Below are 16,901 nucleotides of genomic sequence, written 5' to 3' on the forward strand. Positions count from 1 at the left end.
GCCGTGGGTCGCGTCTAGTGCGCCACACCCGCCGCCGTGCGCAGCGTGGCGGCAGCGTCGGCGAGCGACTGTGCGGCGTCCTGCTCGGCATCGGCAATCTGCTCCATGACCTGTGCCATCTTGTCGAACAGCGGCTGGCGTTGGTCAATGTCCACCGGCTCTTCGAACAGCTGGGCGAAGTCGATCCAGGAGGCCGCCAGCTGGGCGTAGGCAGCGGAGTGCTCCCCCAGCTCGGCCAGGCCCGGAAGGTCCGCGGCCTCGTCCAGGAAGTCCGCGTACAGCCCGCGCAGGCCGCCGATGCCGCCGAAGCGGGTGTCGGACAGGAATCCTGCCAGCTGCGACAGCCCGGTTTCCAGCTGCTCGGCATCGGCGAACATCTGGTTCCAGCCGGTTTTGCCTTCGGTGTCGCGTAGACGGGCGGCGAAGGTGCGCATGCCGGTGATGCCGAAGTTCTTGGCGAAGTGCACCGGGATGCCGCGTAGCTCGCTGGTGCCCAGCAGCCGGGCGGTGGTCTCCTGGACCGCGTCCAGCACGTTGGCGGCGAGAACCTGGGGCTTGGGCGAGCGACGGGAAGTGATCCAGGCTTGCCAGAACTTTTCGCGCTTGCGGCGGGCGCGGGCTGCGGCAAGGTCTTCGGGGCTGATGGGGTTCAGCGCGCCGGAGCCGTCGTCCACCAGCAGGTCGTCCTCGAGCTCGCCGACCACGGCCAAGTCGATGGTGTCCGACTCGTCGACCTCGCCCTCCTCGATCCAGGGCAGGGCGTTGACTGCCACGCGGACCACGACGGCGCGTCCGGCGTCCAGCCCCGTGTCGAGGTATTCGGCGGCGCGCACGGACGAGCCGGTGGTACGCTCGTTGATCTTGGCACCGCAGCGGGTGAGTAGGTTCTGAGTGTAGGGCTCCGGGTGGGCGCGGGTCACCAGGGCGATGCTGACGGCATCCTCGTCCTGGAAGCTGTGCTGCATGAAGCCGATACCGCCGGCCAGGCCCGCGAGCATGGCTTCGGAGTACGGCTGCCCGGTCACGGGGTTGGTCACGCCGGCCTGGGTGAGCACGCGATGCCACAGTGCGGCGTCGTACTGCACCACGTTCTCCGGCGCCGGGTACTCAGGCAGTTCGTCCAGGTCGGCCGGCGCGTTGGCCGACTGCCCGGTGTTCTTCGGCTTGGCGGACTTGGCCTTGCCGGAATTCTGCTTGCCGGTTTTGCCCTGCGAGGAGTAGTTGCGCGCCTCGGCAGCCCTGGCGGCCCGCGGGCTCTCGGGCTTGTTGGTGAGAATGTTCTTGCGGGCGGTCGTATAGCTTTCGCCGGTGCGCTCCATGCGCTCGCGGGCAAGTTTCTTCAGGTTCGCTGGCTGAGCCACGTGAATCGGGTTCCTTCCGTCCTGCGGCGCCGTGGCGGGAGGGACCCCGCACGCGCACCTCGCGCCGCCATCGACCAATTCTACGTGTCAGATTGGGTTTGGCGGCCGGTCGGGGCACGTGGGATTGGCAACTGCGCGCGGAAAGGAACCCGAATGCTCGTCATTCTGGTATCGGGATGCTGGTCGGGACGCCCGGCGGACTGTAATTCCTGCGCAACCGCTGCGCCGGATCCCGATCCCTGGGCAGCAGCACCCACGGCAGGCCCTTCACCCACACGATCTTGACCACCTCATGGTCGAATTCGATGTGGTGGTTCTTGCACCCCGGAGCGATCTTGTCCAACTTGGTTTCCCCGCCCAACGCGAACGGATCGGTGTGGTGGAATTCCAGCTGCTCCACCGCCGCGGTGCACCCGGGCACCAGGCAGTACCGGTCCCGGGCCAGCACCGCACGCTGCAGCACCTCGGGAACGAACCGCCGGGTGCGTCCGAAGTCCAGCAGCACCCCGTCGCTGTTGAATACCGCCGGGATCAGGTCCCGCCTGGCACAGCAGCTGCCGCAGCGCGGCCGGCGGCAAATCCACCCCGTGCGCGGTCTGCGCCGTCGAGGAGGCCAGGTGTTGCAGGTCGGCCAGTTGCAGGTGGGCGATGACCACCGGACGCAGCCGCTTGCGCTTGCCCCGGGGCGGGGACCCGGATGCGGACGCTTCGGACTGCGGGGAGCTTTCGGGCTGGCCGGTGGAGCGCTCGTCCCCGTCTTCGGGCCAGCCGCCGATGTCGGTGCTGTCGTCGTCGGTGCTGTCGTCGTCGGTGTTCTCGGGGTCGGGATCGAACAGGGATCCTGGCCCGGATCCCCGTTCCCAGCGGGTCCGGTCGGGTCGTCGCCGCTGGCGTCCAGCAGGATCTCCAGCAGCGCATTCAGGGCGCGTTCGGGCGGGGTCGCTTCGGGGATGAACAGCTCGTCCTCGTCCCAGCGCAGTTGCTCGGAGCCTTCGGGCAGCAGGTCCTGGATGGACCAGCCGCCTTCCCGTCGGGACCGGCCCCGGTAGCTCCAGACCCGGTGGCCTCGGCCCCGGGGTGCGCGCCGCTGGTGTCCGCGGCGTTGGCGCTGCCGGAGGTTTCGGTGCTGGTGCTGCCGCTGGTGGAGCCGGTGTCAGAGCCCGAGGTTCCAGTACTGCCGGTTGCCCCGGCGGCGGAATCTGCCTGTGGTTCTCGCGCCTGCCCCGAAGGCTGGTTGGGGTTCTCGGCGGGGTCCTTGAAAAACGAGGCCCCGGCCACCGGCCCGCCCGAGTCCGGCCCCGGGGACGGGGTCGCGTTCGGGTTCGCCGAGGCAGGGTTCGTGCGCGCGGCCTGCCCGGCCCGCGTGCTGGCCTTGTTCGCCGCCGCAATCAACGCATCCACCCACGCGCCTTCCGCGGTGGAGGTGCGCACCAGGAACTCGCGGAAATGCGGGCTGCGGATCGGCAGCTTGAACACCCCGCGCCGCAACGCGGCCGGCGGCACCGGGCCGGACTGGTTGATCGCCTCCAGGATCAAGGTGGCGATCTTCTTCACCGCCGCGAACGGGATCAGCTCCTGGCCCAGCAGCAAGGCGGCGTGTTCCTCCACGCTGCGCCCGTCGGCGTGCGTCAGGGTCACGGCGGTGGGTGTGCCTTCGAAGGTGCGGTCCTCGGGTTCGACCTTGGCCAGCTTCCGGCTGGCCTGCCGCACCACGGACGGGTCCACCCCGGACTCGAAGAGCAGCGCGGACAGGTGCTCGAAGCGCGGGGAACCCGGGCGCCGGTGAGGTCCTTGCGCCCGACCAGGTCTTGGGAGTCCAGCACGAGCCGGTGGGTGTGCCAGTAGGGGGTGCGCGTCCAGGAGGTAGGAGTTCTTCGGGGTTGCGGTAGCAGCACCGGCCGGTGGCGCGCACCGGGGCGGAGGTGGTGTCTGCGGGGTGTTCGCGCAAGGCGTCCAGCTCGGTTTGGGCCAGGGTGTGGGCGGCGGTGGCGGCAGCGCGTTCGGCCGCGACCAAATCCATGCGGGTCGCTTCGAAGCCCAGCTGCTGGGCGGTGGCCGCCAGTTAGAGGCCAGGCGGGGGTCGGTGGTGGTGGCCAGTTCCAGGCAGGCGGGGGTCGGTGGTGGTGGTAAGGGTTTCGCGCAGGGCGGCGAGGGCGTCCAGCAGGCTGGCGCCCAGGGCGCGGACCGCGGTGCCGGACAGCTCGGGCAGGGCGTCACCGGGTGCGGGGCGTACTTGGGCCAGTACGTGGTGCAGGGTGGTGAGGCCTTGGGCCAGGGCGGTGGTGTTCATGGATCCAGTGAACCGCCGCGGGGCGGCGGTGGGGCGCGGCCGGTCGCGAGCTGTGGAGAAGTGCCCGAAAAGAATTCTTTGCGCCCGGGGAAGGTCGGACGTCGCCGGCGCTCCTTAGTCGCCGTGGAACACAGGTAGTCACTGGCGATACACGCGTGCCGTTCCTGCGGGTCTTGCGATCTTGAACCAGACTAAAATTGTGGATGTATGTGTTTGCGCAACTTCTTGGGGGTAGTTGGAGTGAAGAACGGATCAGCCCGGTGGGCGTTGGTTGCGGCGGCGGTGTATGCCATCGCGCTGGTGCTGGTGGCGTTCTGGCCGATACCCGTGGACGCCGAGGCGGGGCCGTGGCTGTTCGCGTTCATCGACCAGCTGCACCGGATCGGCGTGCCGCAGTGGTTCGGCTACGGCGAGATCGAATTCGGCGCGAACATCGTGTACTTCATGCCGCTGGGCCTGCTGGCTTCGTGGTGGCTGCGCAGGCCGTGGCTGGCCGTGCTGTGCGGGCTGGCGGTTTCCGTGATGATCGAAACCGGGCAGCTGCTCCTGCTACCGGACCGGGTGCCCTCGGCCAGGGACCTGGTGGCCAATACCCTCGGCACGGTGCTGGGTGTGCTGGTTTTCGTGCTGTGCCGCGGCTGGCTGCGCCATCGCGCGAGGCAGGGCGCCGCACGCTAAGCCGCGGGCGCGTCCGCACCGGGGACGCAGCGCCGCTCCCCCGAGACGGGCGGCTTCACTGAGCGCGCTATTCGGGCTTGCGTGAGATGAGCAGCGTCGGGGTGACCTGCCGGTCGCGGACGGCCTCGATGGAGTGCTGCCGGCGCAGCACCACGTCCTCGCCCAGGATCAAGGCTCCGGACAGCGGGGCGCCGCCCTGCTGCAGCATCAGCGCTGCCCGGGCGAGCACCTCGTCGCGGTGCTCCAGGCTGCGCTGCACGTCGAACCCTGCGCCTTCCAGGTAGCCGCGGTAGGCGGCTTCGGATTCCACATGGGAGGATTCCCTGGTGATGGACCACGGCATCGGGAAGGTCAGCTCGTTGGTGCCCATCAGGTCGTAGACGCCGAAGACGCCGCCGGGGCGCAGCAGCCGGAAGACCTCGGCGAACACCGCAGCCTTGTCGGCGATGTTCATGCCCACGTGCAGCATCAGCGCCGCGTCGAAGGAGCCCTCAGGCAGCCCGATGTCCTGGCCAGGCCGGTTGAGCATGGTGACGGCGCCGTCGAGCCCGCAGGCGCGGTTCAATTCGGTGGCCAGGTCCACGAACTCCGCGGTGACGTCCACCCCGGTGACTTTCGCGCCGCGGCCGGCGAAGTAGCGGGCCGGCCCGCCCGTGCCGCTGCCGACATCCAGCAGGCGGGCGCCGTCGTCGAGTGCCAGGGTATCGGCGATCCAGACGGTGGTGTGCTTCCCGCCCAGGTGCAGGTGGTCGGCCTCGTTGGTGTCCTCGGCCCGCAGCCGGTCCGGGTCGTGTCCGGCGGCGCGCAGCGCGGCGAACAGGGACTCGCGCACGTTGCCGGAGGCGTAGTGGACGATGGTTTCCTCGGTGTCGCTCATGGCGCACCCTCCACGTTCTGCGGGCCGGGGTCGGGGTTTCGGGGCGAAACCGGCTGTAGGCCAGGGCGTCGTGCATCCCATGATAAGTCCGTGCGCGGCGCGCGGACCCGTGCATTTGCAGCGAATCCTGCGGGTGCGCCCGGGCACGGGAAAACCCCGCCCCTGCGCGCCGGATGGGCGGGCTGGGACGGGGTTTGGCCTGGAGTCTTTAGCGCGAACGGTAGTTCGGGGCCTCGACCGTCATCATGATGTCGTGCGGGTGCGATTCCTTCAGGCCGGCGGCGGTGATGCGGACGAACTTGCCGCGCGCCTTCAGCTCTTCGATGGTCGGGCCACCCACGTAGAACATGGTCTGGCGCAGGCCGCCGACCAGCTGGTGCACCACGGCGGACAGCGGGCCGCGGTACGGAACCTGGCCTTCGATGCCTTCCGGGATCAGCTTCTCGTTGGACGGCACGTCCGACTGGAAGTAGCGGTCCTTGGAGTAGGAGGTGTTCTTGCCGCGGGTTTCCATGGCGCCCAGCGAGCCCATGCCGCGGTAGGCCTTGAACTGCTTGCCGCCCATGAAGACCAAGTCGCCCGGGGACTCGGCGGTGCCTGCCAGCAGGGAGCCGAGCATCACCGAGTCGGCGCCGGCCACCAGGGCCTTGCCGATGTCGCCCGAGTGCTGCAGGCCGCCGTCGGCGATCAGCGGCACGCCGGCCGGGATGGCCGCCTTGGCTGCCTCGTAGATGGCGGTGACCTGCGGGACGCCCACGCCGGCGACGATGCGGGTGGTGCAGATGGAGCCCGGGCCCACGCCGACCTTGATGGCGTCGGCGCCGGCGTCGATCAGGGCCTTGGCGCCCTCGAAGGTGGCCGCCTGGCCGCCGATGACGTCAACGTGGGCCGCGGCGGGGTCCTTCTTCAGGCGGGCGATCATTTCCAGCACGCCCTTGGAGTGGCCGTTGGCGGTGTCCACGACCAGCGCGTCGACGCCGGCGTCGATCAGGGTCATGGCTCGCTCGTAGCCTTCGCCGAAGAAGCCCACGGCGGCGGCCACGCGCAGGCGGCCGTCCTCGTCCTTGGTGGCCAGCGGGTACTGCTCGGCCTTGTCGAAGTCCTTGACGGTGATCAGGCCGGTCAGCTTGCCCTCGTCGTCGACCAGCGGGAGCTTCTCGATGCGGTTCTTGGAGAGCAGCTCGATGACGGTCTCGCGGGAGACGCCGTCCTTGGCGGTGATCAGCGGCATGCCGGTCATCACCTCGTAGACCTTGGTGGTCAGGTACTGCTCGCGCGGCACGAAGCGGGTGTCGCGGTTGGTGATGATGCCCAGCAGCTTGTTGTTCTCGTCAACCACCGGCAGGCCGGAGACGCGGTACTGCGCGCACAGGTCATCCCAGTCGGCCAGGGTGGCGCCCGGGTGCACGGTGACCGGGTCGGTGATCATGCCCGACTCGGAGCGCTTGACCTGGTCGACCTGCTTGGCCTGGTCCGAGATGGACAGGTTGCGGTGGATCACGCCGATGCCGCCCTGGCGGGCCAACGCGATTGCCATCGGAGCCTCGGTGACGGTGTCCATGGCGGCCGAGCTGATCGGCACCTGGATGTTGATGCGCTTGGTGAAGCGGGTGGTGGTGTCGGCGTTGGACGGGATCACATCCGTTGGGCCGGGCAGCAGCAGCACGTCGTCGTAGGTGAGTCCTTCAAAGGCAAAGGGGTTGAACTCAGTCACGTAGGAACCTTTCGGGGCGAAAGCGGAGGTTGCTTATATGTTAGAGCCCTTTTGGCTGATCCGTGATTCCCAGTCGGGCCACTGTGTCCAACTTCATGTCCCGGTGCCGTCATACGCGCAGATCAACGCCGAATACGGCAAGGACGCCGCAACCGGGCTAGTTCGTGAAGCCGGTGGCCGCGCGGAAGGCGGCGGCGAACTCGTCCGCGGCGCTGTCCACGAACATCTTGGACAGGTGCGAGTTGTCCAGATAGGTCAGCACGTTGCCGATGACCGCCTTGCACACCCCCTGAGGGCAGAGCACCGGGGTCAGGTCCAGGGAGATCACCGTGGCGCCGTAATCGGCGGATTCCAGCCAGGTGTCCACCGGGTTGGTTTCGTTGAGCAGCTCGGAGGCCAGCCCGTCGCAGCGCGAGGGGTCGGACTTGGCGGAGTCCACGCATTCGGGAATGAGGTATTCGTAGCGCGGGGTGTCGCGCACCGCAACGACCTTGCTGCCGGCGGCCAGGAACGGGAAGATCGCCTGGTCGAACCCGTCGACCAGGGCTTCCTGCTCCCCCGGGGTGCGCAGGTCCTCGTCGTAGCCCTGCACTGTCATGCTGGCGTTGGCCATCACCCAGGTGGGGGCCAGCGCGGTCACGTACTCCTGCGCGGCGTCCTGGAAGTCGGCACAGGCCGGTTCGGAGCGCGCCGCGTCGGAGCCGTAGCGGCAGCCCGGGTGGTGCAGCAGGATCCAGCTGCCGCCGGAATCCTCCATCATCCGCGCCCCGGCCTCGGACCAGTGCTGCATGTGCGAGTCGCCCAGCATCACCAGCACCGGTTCCCCGGCGGCGAAGTTGCCGCCCTGCCGGCAGAAGGTGATGCGCGGGTCGTCGGGATCCTGCGCCCCGGAACACTCCTGCCCCGGGTTCTGCCATTCGCCGTCCAGGTCCGTGGCCAGCGGCAGGGTCAGCGCGGCCGGCGAGGGATCCCAGTCCTCGCTGGCGTTGGCCCCGGGAGTCTCCTCCGGGGCCTGCGCCGCCGCCACGGTGCGGCGGTATTCGACGTTGCCTTCCCAGGCGAGCACCGGGACGCTCACGATTCCCGCCCCGATCACCGCGACCAGCACCCCGGAGGCCAGCTGAGCCTGGCGTCCTTGGAGCATTCCCCCGAAGTCCACGGTGGCCTGCCAGGAGGTCAGCGGCTTCTCCACCCAGCGTGTGGTGCACCAGGACAGGGCAATGGATACGAGGATCAGCAGCGCCCCGGGAAGGATCCCGGCGCGGCTGGAGCCGCTCAGGGTCAGGTAGAACACCAGCAGCGGCCAGTGCCACAGGTACATGCCGTAGGACAGGTCCCCCAGCTTGCGCAGGGGCGCCAGCGACAGCAGGCCGGAAGGGTTGGCCCAGCTGCGGGCGGACGGCGCCATGATGACCAGCGCGGCACCCAGGGTAGGGACCAGCGCGATGTAGCCGGGGAATTGGCCCTGCACGTCCAGCAGCGCGCCGCAGGAGATGATCGTTGCCAGGCCCGCCCAGCCGCCGATCCGGCGCAGCCGCTCGGGCAGCGTGGACAACCAAGGCAGCGCGAGCGCCAGCAGGGAGCCCAGCGCGAATTCCCAGAGCCGGGCGCCGGTGTGGAAGTAGGCGACCTGCTGGTTGGCGGCGGTCAGCTGCATGGAGAAGGCCAGTGATCCGGCGAAGATGAGCCCGAAGGCGGTGCCGGCCACCCAGGCGAAGCTGTATCGGGATAAAAACAGCTTCCAGAGAAGCGCGCAGGCCGCGAGAATCAGCGGCCAGAGGATGAAAATCTGCCCCTGGATGGATAGCGACCAGAAGTGCTGCAGCGGCGAGGAGGCAGCGGTGTTGAAGGCGTAGTAGTCGACCTGGTTCTCGGCCAGGTACCAGTTCTGCTTGTAGAACAGTGAGGCGATGGACTGGTCGATCAGCTGCGGCCAGCGATTGCTGGGCAGCAGCACCCATGAACCGATGACCACCGCGAGGACCACCACTGCGGCCTGCGGCACCAGCCGGGAGAAACGGTGCGCCCATTGGCCCAGAACCCGTGGGCGTTCGCCGCGGCTGACGCGCTTGGCCACGGAGGCGGTGAGGAAGAAGGCGGAGAGCATCAGGAAGATGTCCACTCCCCCGGAGACCCGGGAGAACCAGATGTGGTAGACCATCACCAGCAGCACCGCCAGGGCGCGCAGTCCCTGCAGGTCGGTCCTGAATCCGGGTTTGGATTCGGCTTTCCTGGCGGGGGTGATCGTCAACGACACGAACTGGTGCTTTCCTCGGGGACAGAGCGGGTCCGGGGCCTTAGCCCATTCCAGACATCATTCGATCCTAGCAAGCAGGAATTTGTATTCCATTTGAACTGATTGCCGGCCTTCGGACCTTGGCGGAAGCAGCGGCTGCCCAAGGGCCCGCGCCTGGACCATCGGCAGTTTGCCGGATCGGGATTCCTACTCTTCGCGGCTCTTGGGTTCGAACATGGACAGCGGGAGCCGGGAGGCGAATACGCGGAACACCAGTCCCATCAACACCGTGCCCGGCACCGCAGCCAACAGATAAGTCCCGATATGGGATCCCGAAGAGTTATTGGGGCCGTTGGCAAAATCCACGGGCAAAGCAATCTCCGGGGCCATGGGATCGACGACCACGCTGATCGTGTCACCCAGATTCATGGACTTCAGCCCTGGGATGTCGCGCCACAGGCTGAGACGTCGGCCATCGACGTCAACCTTGGCAGACTCGCCCGAGCGGCCAGTGATTTCGTGCGCCGCCAAGGTCGCTTCCTGATGCGGATAGGTTTGAACCAGCATGCTGTCGTGGGCAAACGACGCCTTGTCGTCTGCGATGATCATCCAGCCGAATCCGACGGATATCACCAGACTGAAGCAGATCACCGTGTAGCGCACGGCAGGCGAGGCGTGCTGGGCCGAAAGCACCAACTGTTCAAAGCGACCGGCCTCGGGTTTGACACCGCGTTCGCGAAGAACGTGGGATGGACGGTCGTGCTTGAGCAGCAGCTGATAACCAAGGAGCCACGCCAGCAGGGTGAACGCCAGGGACAGCAGCACGCTCTCAAGTCCCCCGGCCTTTATCTGGGCCTCGGCGTCGGCCTGCCAGTCCTGGTCCCCTCCGACAACATAGTAGAAACCTGCGGACCATTCGTCGGGATCTTCCACGATGCTGACGGAACTACCAGATGGCAGCACAAAGCTAGGGGTGCACACCGTTTGCGCTTCAATAGGCCCTTCCGCACTGCGAGAGCCAGTGGGTTGGACCGTCACCGAACAGACCTCGAAGTCCTGCGACAGGACCGTGGCCGTAAATGGCCGCTCCACGGCGGTGAAGACAGCGATGCGTTCCGATTCGTCTTCGACCGCCCAGATGATTCCCATTGAGATGGCAAAGGTGGAAAGCACCATGACAAAGACCATGATGATTCGTGTGCCCCGGCGTGGGTAGCGCCGCAGATTCCACCACGGAACCTTGCGCCGCGGTGCCGGGTGCGCACCGTTCCAAGATCTGTTCATTGTCCATTCTTTCCCGGTCCCACCGTCGATGAACCCCCTCGTCAACGCGCCAAGTCAAGGGTTGTTGAAATGTACGCAAGGTTAAAGCACAACGCCGCCGGGTCGAGCGCAAGCTCGATCCGGCGGCGTCGTTTGCTGCCAGGCTAAGGCCTAGTGGCTGTGTGCTGCTTCCGGATCCTCGGCTGGCTTGTCAGCCACGAGGGTTTCGGTGGTCAGCACCAGGGCCGCGATCGAGGCCGCGTTGCGCAGCGCCGAGCGGGTGACCTTGACCGGGTCGATGACGCCTGCGGACAGCAGGTTCTCGTAGACGCCGGTCTTGGCGTTGAAGCCCTCGTTGGCGCCGGACTCGGCGACCTTGGAGGCCACCACTGCGCCGTCGAAGCCGGCGTTGGTGGCGATCCAGAACAGCGGCTGCACCAGTGCGCGGCGGACGATGGCCACGCCTGCGGCGATGTCGCCCTCTGCGGAGGTGGCGCGGGCATCCTCATCCAGTGCGGACAGGGCGTCGACCAGGGCGGTACCGCCGCCGGCCACGATGCCCTCTTCCAGCGCTGCACGGGTGGAGGACACAGCGTCCTCGATGCGGTGCTTGCGTTCCTTCAGCTCCACCTCGGTCGACGCGCCGACCTTGATGACGCCGATGCCGCCGGCCAGCTTGGCCAGGCGCTCGGAAAGCTTCTCGCGGTCCCACTCCGAATCGGTGCGGGACAGCTCGGCCTTCAACTGGGCCACGCGGTCCTGCACGTCTTCCTCGGTTCCGGCGCCATCAACGATGGTGGTCGAATCCTTGGTGATGGTCACGCGGCGGGCCGAGCCGAGCACCTCGGTGCCGACCTGGTCCAGCGACAGACCCAGCTCAGGGGAAACCACCTGGGCGCCGGTGAGGATCGCCAGATCCTGCATCATGGCCTTGCGGCGGTCGCCGAAGCCCGGAGCCTTGACGGCTACCACGTTCAGCAGGCCGCGCAGCTTGTTGACCACCAGGGTGGACAGGGCTTCGCCCTCGACGTCCTCGGCGATGATCAGCAGCGGCTTCTTGGCCTCCAGGACCTTTTCCAGCAGCGGCAGGAACTCCGCCACGGTGGAAATCTTGCCCGGGTTGATCAGGATCAGGGCGTCTTCCAGGACAACTTCCTGGCGCTCTGCATCGGTGATGAACTGCGGGGACAGGTAGCCCTTGTCGAACTGCATGCCCTCGGTGAGGACCAGCTCGGTGGCGGTGGTGGAGGATTCCTCGATCGTGATGACACCGTCGGTGCCCACGGTCTTGAAGGCCTCGGCCAGCAGGTCGCCGATCTCGTCCGACTGCGCGGAGATGGCGGCCACGTTGGCAACCTTGTCCTCCACGGCCACGGCGTTGGCGGCCAGGCGCTCGGAGACGATCTCGGTGGCCAGCTCGATGCCCTTGCGGATATCGCCAGGGGCGGCGCCGGCGGCCACGTTCTTCAGGCCTTCCTTGACCAGTGCCTGGGCCAGGACGGTGGCGGTGGTGGTGCCATCGCCGGCCACGTCGTTGGTCTTGGTGGCGACTTCCTTGGCCAGCTGTGCGCCGAGGTTCTCGTACGGATCTTCCAGATCGATGTCACGGGCAATGGTGACACCGTCGTTGGTGATGGTCGGGGCGCCCCAGGTCTTGGCGAGCACCACGTTGCGGCCGAGGGGGCCGAGGGTGACCTTCACGGTGTTTGCGAGCTTATCGATGCCCGCTTCGAGGGCACGGCGTGCTTCCTCGTTGAATGCTAGCTGCTTAGCCATGCATTGACTCCTGAAAGTTCGGCTGCATCCACAGACCTCTCCCCCGCGTCCGGCGAGCGCCGTGGGCGGTGGAAAGCTAGCGAATGCCGCGAGGTTGGCGTTACTTTACGACGACTGCCAGAACGTCGCGAGCCGAGAGCACCAGGTACTCCTCGTTGCCGACCTTGACCTCGGTTCCGCCGTACTTCGAGTACAGGACTACGTCGCCTTCGGCTACGTCCAGCGGGATGCGGTTGCCGTTGTCGTCGATGCGGCCTGGGCCTACTGCGACAACGGTGCCTTCCTGCGGCTTTTCCTTGGCGGAGTCCGGAATTACCAGGCCCGAAGCGGTGGTGGTGACGGCTTCGACCTGCTTGATGACAATGCGGTCTTCGAGCGGCTTGATGGAGACAGACATGGTCTCTCCTTTTCGTGTATGAACCAATGGTGTAGGGGTGCGCCCTACTGGCATTGGACCAACCGTCGTCGCGGTGCCAGTTGGTGGTATCCAGTCAGGCGGTGTGGCGTGCCGCTGGCATGCCACCCACACATGACTTTAGGACGATTATTAGCACTCGGTCAAGGCGAGTGCTAACGAATCGCCGAGTTCCCTGCCCCGGTTCGCGCAGAGCGCACCTTGGCTGATTCCTCGATGTCTTCCGGAGCGGACAGATCCATCTCCATCAATGGGACGACCCGTGATTTGGTCACGAGCCTGTGGATGAGCCAAAGCCCCAGGAAGAGCGGCAAGCCGATGTAGGCGGAGAGCACTTCAAGCCCGCGGCCGGCGAGCACTGCTTCATAGTTCTGCCCCGCAATGACCGCAATCAGCATGACGAAGGCAAGCAACGGACCCAGCGGGAAGAACGGGGCACGGTACGGCAGGTCCGACACGGCGTACCCCTGCGCCAGATAGCCGCGGCGGAAACGGTAATGGGATACCGCGATGCCCACCCAGACAATGAATCCGCACAGGCCCGAGACGTTGAGCAGCCAGGCATAGGCTGCGCCCTGACCGACCAGCGCGGTAAGGAATCCGAAGAGCCCCACGCCTGCGGTGGCGAACAATGCAGCCATGGGCACGCCGCGGGAGTTGGTGCGGCCGAAGATCTTCGGAGCCTTGCCGTCATGGGCCATGGCATAAAGCATGCGGGTCGAGGCGTAGAGGCCGGAATTGCCAGCGGAGAGGATTGCGGTGAGGATGACGGCGTTCATCGCGGCCGCGGCGAAGGCGATGCCGGCGCGCTCGAAGACCATGGTGAACGGCGAGGACGCCACGTCGGCTTCGCCGCTGGAAAGCAGGCTGGGGTCCGCGAACGGGATCAGGCAGCCGATGATGAAGATGGCGCCAATGTAGAAAAGCATGATGCGCCAGAAGACGTTGCGGATGGCTTTGGGGATTTCACGGCGCGGATCCTTGGCTTCTCCAGCGGCGACTCCGACCAGTTCGGTGCCTTGGAAGGAGAACCCGGCGATCATGAAGACGGCCATGATCGAGATCCATCCCCCCTGGAAGACATCCTGGCCTTCCCGCCAGTTGGCCAGCGGATCGGTGTGGTCGCCCAGGATGCCGAAGATCATCAAGACGCCAGCCACGAGAAAAGCGATGACAGTGACGACCTTGATCAGCGCGAGCCAGAACTCGCCTTCACCGAAAGCCTTGGCGGACAGGGCGTTCAGTCCAGTCAGCACGAAGAGGAAACCGCCGGCCCAGACCCAGCCAGGAACATCAGGGAGCCAAAAGCTCATGACGATACCGGCGGCCACCAACTCGGCCGCCACGGTGATGGCCCAGTTGAACCAGTAGTTCCAGCCGATGGCGAACCCGAAGGAGGGCGAGACAAAACGAGTGGCATAGGTCTGGAAGGAACCGGCCACCGGGATCTTTGCGGTCATCTCCCCCAGCGACTGCATGAGCAGGTACACCATGAGTCCCACTGCAGCATAGGCAACGAGCGCTCCACCCGGTCCCGCTTGGGCGATAGTGCCGCCGGAGGCCACGAACAACCCAGTGCCGATGGAACCGCCAATGGCGATCATCTGCAGATGCCGGCTGCTGAGCTGTCGCTTGAGCTTGTGTACCGTTGCATCGCTTGGCGTTGATTCCGCAGCAGGGACGGGGCCTCGTTGCGCCGTCGGCTGGCGTGTAGTTGTCTGCCTGAGTTTCATCACAGGTGACATACAACACTACGAAACCCCTCGGATGCGATGTGGAACACTCACCAATTTACTGACAGTAAAACTCGTGGCCGGGGTTCCCAACGAACGCCTGCCCACCCAAATGGGAGCGTGGCTCCAGCACACTAAACCTCAAAGGCGGATATTCCGTGGAATGATTTCTAAGCGCAGAGAAGGATTAGTCTTTATCACTCCTCAGGTCGCGTTGAATCAGGAAACCTAAGCCTCACGGGATTTCCAAAATTGCCTGATCGATTGAGTTAGCCCAATGAATCGTTGCCCGCGCTCGACTGACGGCCTCACCAAGAACGCTCAAAGAAATCTCGGAAAGTTCGAATATGACGCAAATATGACATTAAGCAACCCACCGAGCAGGCACAACCTATTACTAGTCCTTCGAATCTGGAAGTCCTGCCACAGCCACGTGGTGCCCCTCACGGTGCACAACGTCGAGCGCAGGTTCAGATTGGATATCGACGATGCGATGCAATAGCTGCCACCACAGGACTCATTCGGCTGTTCACGGTTAGAGCGCTTGGCAAGCGGTCACGTAAGATTCTCCGCAACGATGCTGACCAGTAGATTTCTTGTCGAGCATCCGCGTTAGACGAGGAAAGTGAAATGTTCAGTCACCGACAAATGGCTGCAGGCCTCATGGCAGGGGCATGCCTGGTTCTGACGGCGTGCGCGCCCACGGGTGTGCAACTGAAAACCCAAACCGAGGCGTCATCGATGGTCTGTGCACCATCGGACGAGCAAGGGCGACTGGCCATTGCGCAGGTACATGTCCAAGCGGACGGCTCAGACCCTGCACTCATACGTGCCGTGACACTCCAGCATTCCGACAACGTTCGAATTGAGGGCTTCGGAGTTATTGAGGATGGCAAGGACGGCTTTCGCGGTGTCTTGCTGCCTTCGGATGCCCAGATTTCGGATAACCATGAAGTGCCCGCGGGCGAAAACGCCACTATCCAACTCACAGTGGCATTGATAGATCCTCTCAAATCAGGAGTGATCGAGTCCGTAAATCTGGAATATGACAGTCCAAGGTGGACAGGTAGCGAGACGGTATCCGCGGGACTGAGTGCACAGGTATTTCCTGTAGGTGACAAGACACCGAAAGGCAGCATGTGCGACAAGTCTGAAGGGTAGTCGCTACCTCATGGGATCACCTTGTACCAGCGAGCCTCTCGCCCCACTCCGCCTGGCAGCAGTCCGGAACGATACTGACCACCAAACCCAGATAGTCTTGGAGCATGGCTCAGGCTTCCAATGACTCAACACTCAATGAACAATTTGCCGCACTCTTGTCGGCCGACGGCTGGAGTCTTCTCTCGACCATCGACCCGTCCATGGTGTCCACCAAGGACGCGGCGTGGACGCTGAATGAGAAGCTGCGCAAGGACGGGCACGACGCACAGGTCATCCGCGCGGTCATCGCCCAAGCAGAACTGAGGTACCGGGCCAGGGTGAAATTCGGCCCTTTCGCCGATTCGCTGATCTTCACTCCGGCTGGTTTGGAACAGGCTACGCGGCTGACCATCGCCGGGCTTCACGCGCGCCGGTTCACCTCGGCAGGCTGCACCCACGTAGCCGATCTTGGTTGCGGAATTGGCACCGATTCAATCGCCTTGGCCAGCGCGGGCCTGCAAGTCACCGCCGTGGAAAAAGATGAAACCACGGCAGCTGCCACCACGCTGAATCTGATGCCGTTCGAGAACGCCAAGGTAGTCCACGGCAGTGCCGAGGAAACCGACCTGACCGGAATCGACGGCGTCTGGCTGGACCCTGCCCGCCGCACCGATCAGGCGGGAAGCACCCGCCGCCTCTTTGACCCCGAAGCTTTCTCCCCTCCCCTGTCCTTCGTCGAGAAGCTTGTCGACGATGGCAAGGATGTCGGGGTCAAGCTCGGCCCGGGCCTGCCGCACGATGCCATTCCCGGTACCGCCGAGGCCGTATGGATCTCAGACCACGGCTCGGTCATCGAAGCATGCCTTTGGTTCGGTCGGCTCAAGCGTGAAGGCATCGCCCGCGCCGCGCTGGTGATCGACAAGGACGGCGCGCACGAATTGACAAGTCCTGTGGCGGCGCAGGCTGATGTGCCGGCGCCAGTGGGTGAGCTTGAAGCGCATATCTACGAACCCGATGGCGCAGTCATCCGCTCGCATCTGATTTCCACGTTGCTGGAGTCCACCGGCGGGCACCTGCTTGACGAGCACATTGCCTACTTCACCCATGCGAAGCAGATCTCCACTCCCTTCGCGCGTGGATACAAGGTCGTGGCAGTCCACGATTACAACGTGAAGAAGCTGCGCAGCTGGGTCAAGGCCAACGGCATCGGCACCCTGGATATCAAGAAGCGCGGTGTGGACGTGACTCCTGAAGAGCTGCGACGGATCCTGCTTGCGGGCTCGCCCAAGAGCGCCAAGAACAAGGCAACGCTCATCCTGGCTCGCATTGGCGACAAGCGCGTAGCATTCGAGGTGCAGCCCCACTAACCACGTGTTTGTTACATGCAATCTGCGGACATTGATGCAGTGAGCTGACAA

Annotated in this window: 14 protein-coding genes; 3 read left to right on the top strand and 11 right to left on the bottom strand. The window is 65.4% G+C overall.

Features of this window, described 5'->3' with window-relative positions; all coding sequences use genetic code 11:
- Positions 1-14 precede the first annotated feature (14 nt).
- From JQN66_RS11740 to JQN66_RS11755, 4 genes are all read right to left on the bottom strand, one after another.
- Complete coding sequence (locus JQN66_RS11740) at positions 15-1,361, bottom strand: DUF4872 domain-containing protein (protein ID WP_204675168.1); 1,347 nt, start codon at positions 1,359-1,361, stop codon at positions 15-17.
- A 160-nt stretch (positions 1,362-1,521) separates the two neighbouring features.
- The gene (locus tag JQN66_RS11745) at positions 1,522-1,866 is read right to left on the bottom strand and encodes an HNH endonuclease signature motif containing protein (protein WP_204675169.1); all 345 of its coding nucleotides are present in this window, start codon (positions 1,864-1,866) and stop codon (positions 1,522-1,524) included.
- Positions 1,867-2,279: 413 nt separating this feature from the next.
- The gene (locus JQN66_RS11750) at positions 2,280-3,086 is read right to left on the bottom strand and encodes a hypothetical protein (protein WP_204675171.1); all 807 of its coding nucleotides are present in this window, start codon (positions 3,084-3,086) and stop codon (positions 2,280-2,282) included.
- Positions 3,087-3,423: 337 nt separating this feature from the next.
- A complete protein-coding gene (locus JQN66_RS11755; RefSeq protein WP_204675173.1) occupies positions 3,424-3,651 on the bottom strand; it encodes a hypothetical protein in 228 nt (75 codons plus the stop codon).
- 240 nt (positions 3,652-3,891) lie between these two features.
- Here JQN66_RS11755 and JQN66_RS11760 point away from each other — a divergent pair, with 240 nt between their 5' ends.
- Positions 3,892-4,329: a VanZ family protein gene (locus JQN66_RS11760; RefSeq protein ID WP_204675175.1), complete on the top strand. Its 438-nt coding sequence runs from the start codon at positions 3,892-3,894 to the stop codon at positions 4,327-4,329.
- 67 nt (positions 4,330-4,396) lie between these two features.
- Here JQN66_RS11760 and JQN66_RS11765 read toward each other — a convergent pair whose 3' ends face one another.
- From JQN66_RS11765 to JQN66_RS11795, 7 genes are all read right to left on the bottom strand, one after another.
- The gene (locus JQN66_RS11765; RefSeq protein ID WP_204675177.1) at positions 4,397-5,206 is read right to left on the bottom strand and encodes a class I SAM-dependent methyltransferase; all 810 of its coding nucleotides are present in this window, start codon (positions 5,204-5,206) and stop codon (positions 4,397-4,399) included.
- Positions 5,207-5,414: 208 nt separating this feature from the next.
- Positions 5,415-6,920 carry an IMP dehydrogenase gene (guaB, locus tag JQN66_RS11770; RefSeq protein ID WP_188948881.1) on the bottom strand — a complete coding sequence of 502 codons (1,506 nt, stop codon included), beginning with the start codon at positions 6,918-6,920 and terminating at the stop codon, positions 5,415-5,417.
- A 157-nt stretch (positions 6,921-7,077) separates the two neighbouring features.
- Positions 7,078-9,177, bottom strand: a complete 2,100-nt coding sequence (locus tag JQN66_RS11775; protein ID WP_204675179.1) for an acyltransferase family protein — start codon at positions 9,175-9,177, stop codon at positions 7,078-7,080.
- Between the two features lie 186 nt (positions 9,178-9,363).
- Positions 9,364-10,332, bottom strand: coding sequence for a hypothetical protein (locus tag JQN66_RS11780; RefSeq protein WP_204675181.1), 969 nt, complete (start codon positions 10,330-10,332; stop codon positions 9,364-9,366).
- 258 nt (positions 10,333-10,590) lie between these two features.
- Positions 10,591-12,195: a chaperonin GroEL gene (gene groL / locus JQN66_RS11785; protein WP_204675183.1), complete on the bottom strand. Its 1,605-nt coding sequence runs from the start codon at positions 12,193-12,195 to the stop codon at positions 10,591-10,593.
- A gap of 100 nt (positions 12,196-12,295) precedes the next feature.
- Positions 12,296-12,592: a co-chaperone GroES gene (gene groES, locus JQN66_RS11790; RefSeq protein WP_013349608.1), complete on the bottom strand. Its 297-nt coding sequence runs from the start codon at positions 12,590-12,592 to the stop codon at positions 12,296-12,298.
- Between the two features lie 173 nt (positions 12,593-12,765).
- Positions 12,766-14,214, bottom strand: coding sequence for an amino acid permease (locus JQN66_RS11795; RefSeq protein WP_204675185.1), 1,449 nt, complete (start codon positions 14,212-14,214; stop codon positions 12,766-12,768).
- A gap of 759 nt (positions 14,215-14,973) precedes the next feature.
- On the opposite strand from JQN66_RS11795, the gene JQN66_RS11800 reads away from it, so the two are divergent.
- Together JQN66_RS11800 and JQN66_RS11805 are read left to right on the top strand one after the other, a co-directional pair.
- Positions 14,974-15,504 carry a hypothetical protein gene (locus tag JQN66_RS11800; protein ID WP_188948886.1) on the top strand — a complete coding sequence of 177 codons (531 nt, stop codon included), beginning with the start codon at positions 14,974-14,976 and terminating at the stop codon, positions 15,502-15,504.
- Between the two features lie 104 nt (positions 15,505-15,608).
- On the top strand, positions 15,609-16,850 hold the full coding sequence (locus JQN66_RS11805) for a THUMP-like domain-containing protein (RefSeq protein ID WP_204675187.1): 1,242 nt from the start codon (positions 15,609-15,611) through the stop codon (positions 16,848-16,850).
- Positions 16,851-16,901: the final 51 nt, after the last annotated feature.

This window comes from Glutamicibacter protophormiae (assembly GCF_016894325.1).
Lineage (GTDB): Bacteria > Actinomycetota > Actinomycetes > Actinomycetales > Micrococcaceae > Glutamicibacter > Glutamicibacter protophormiae.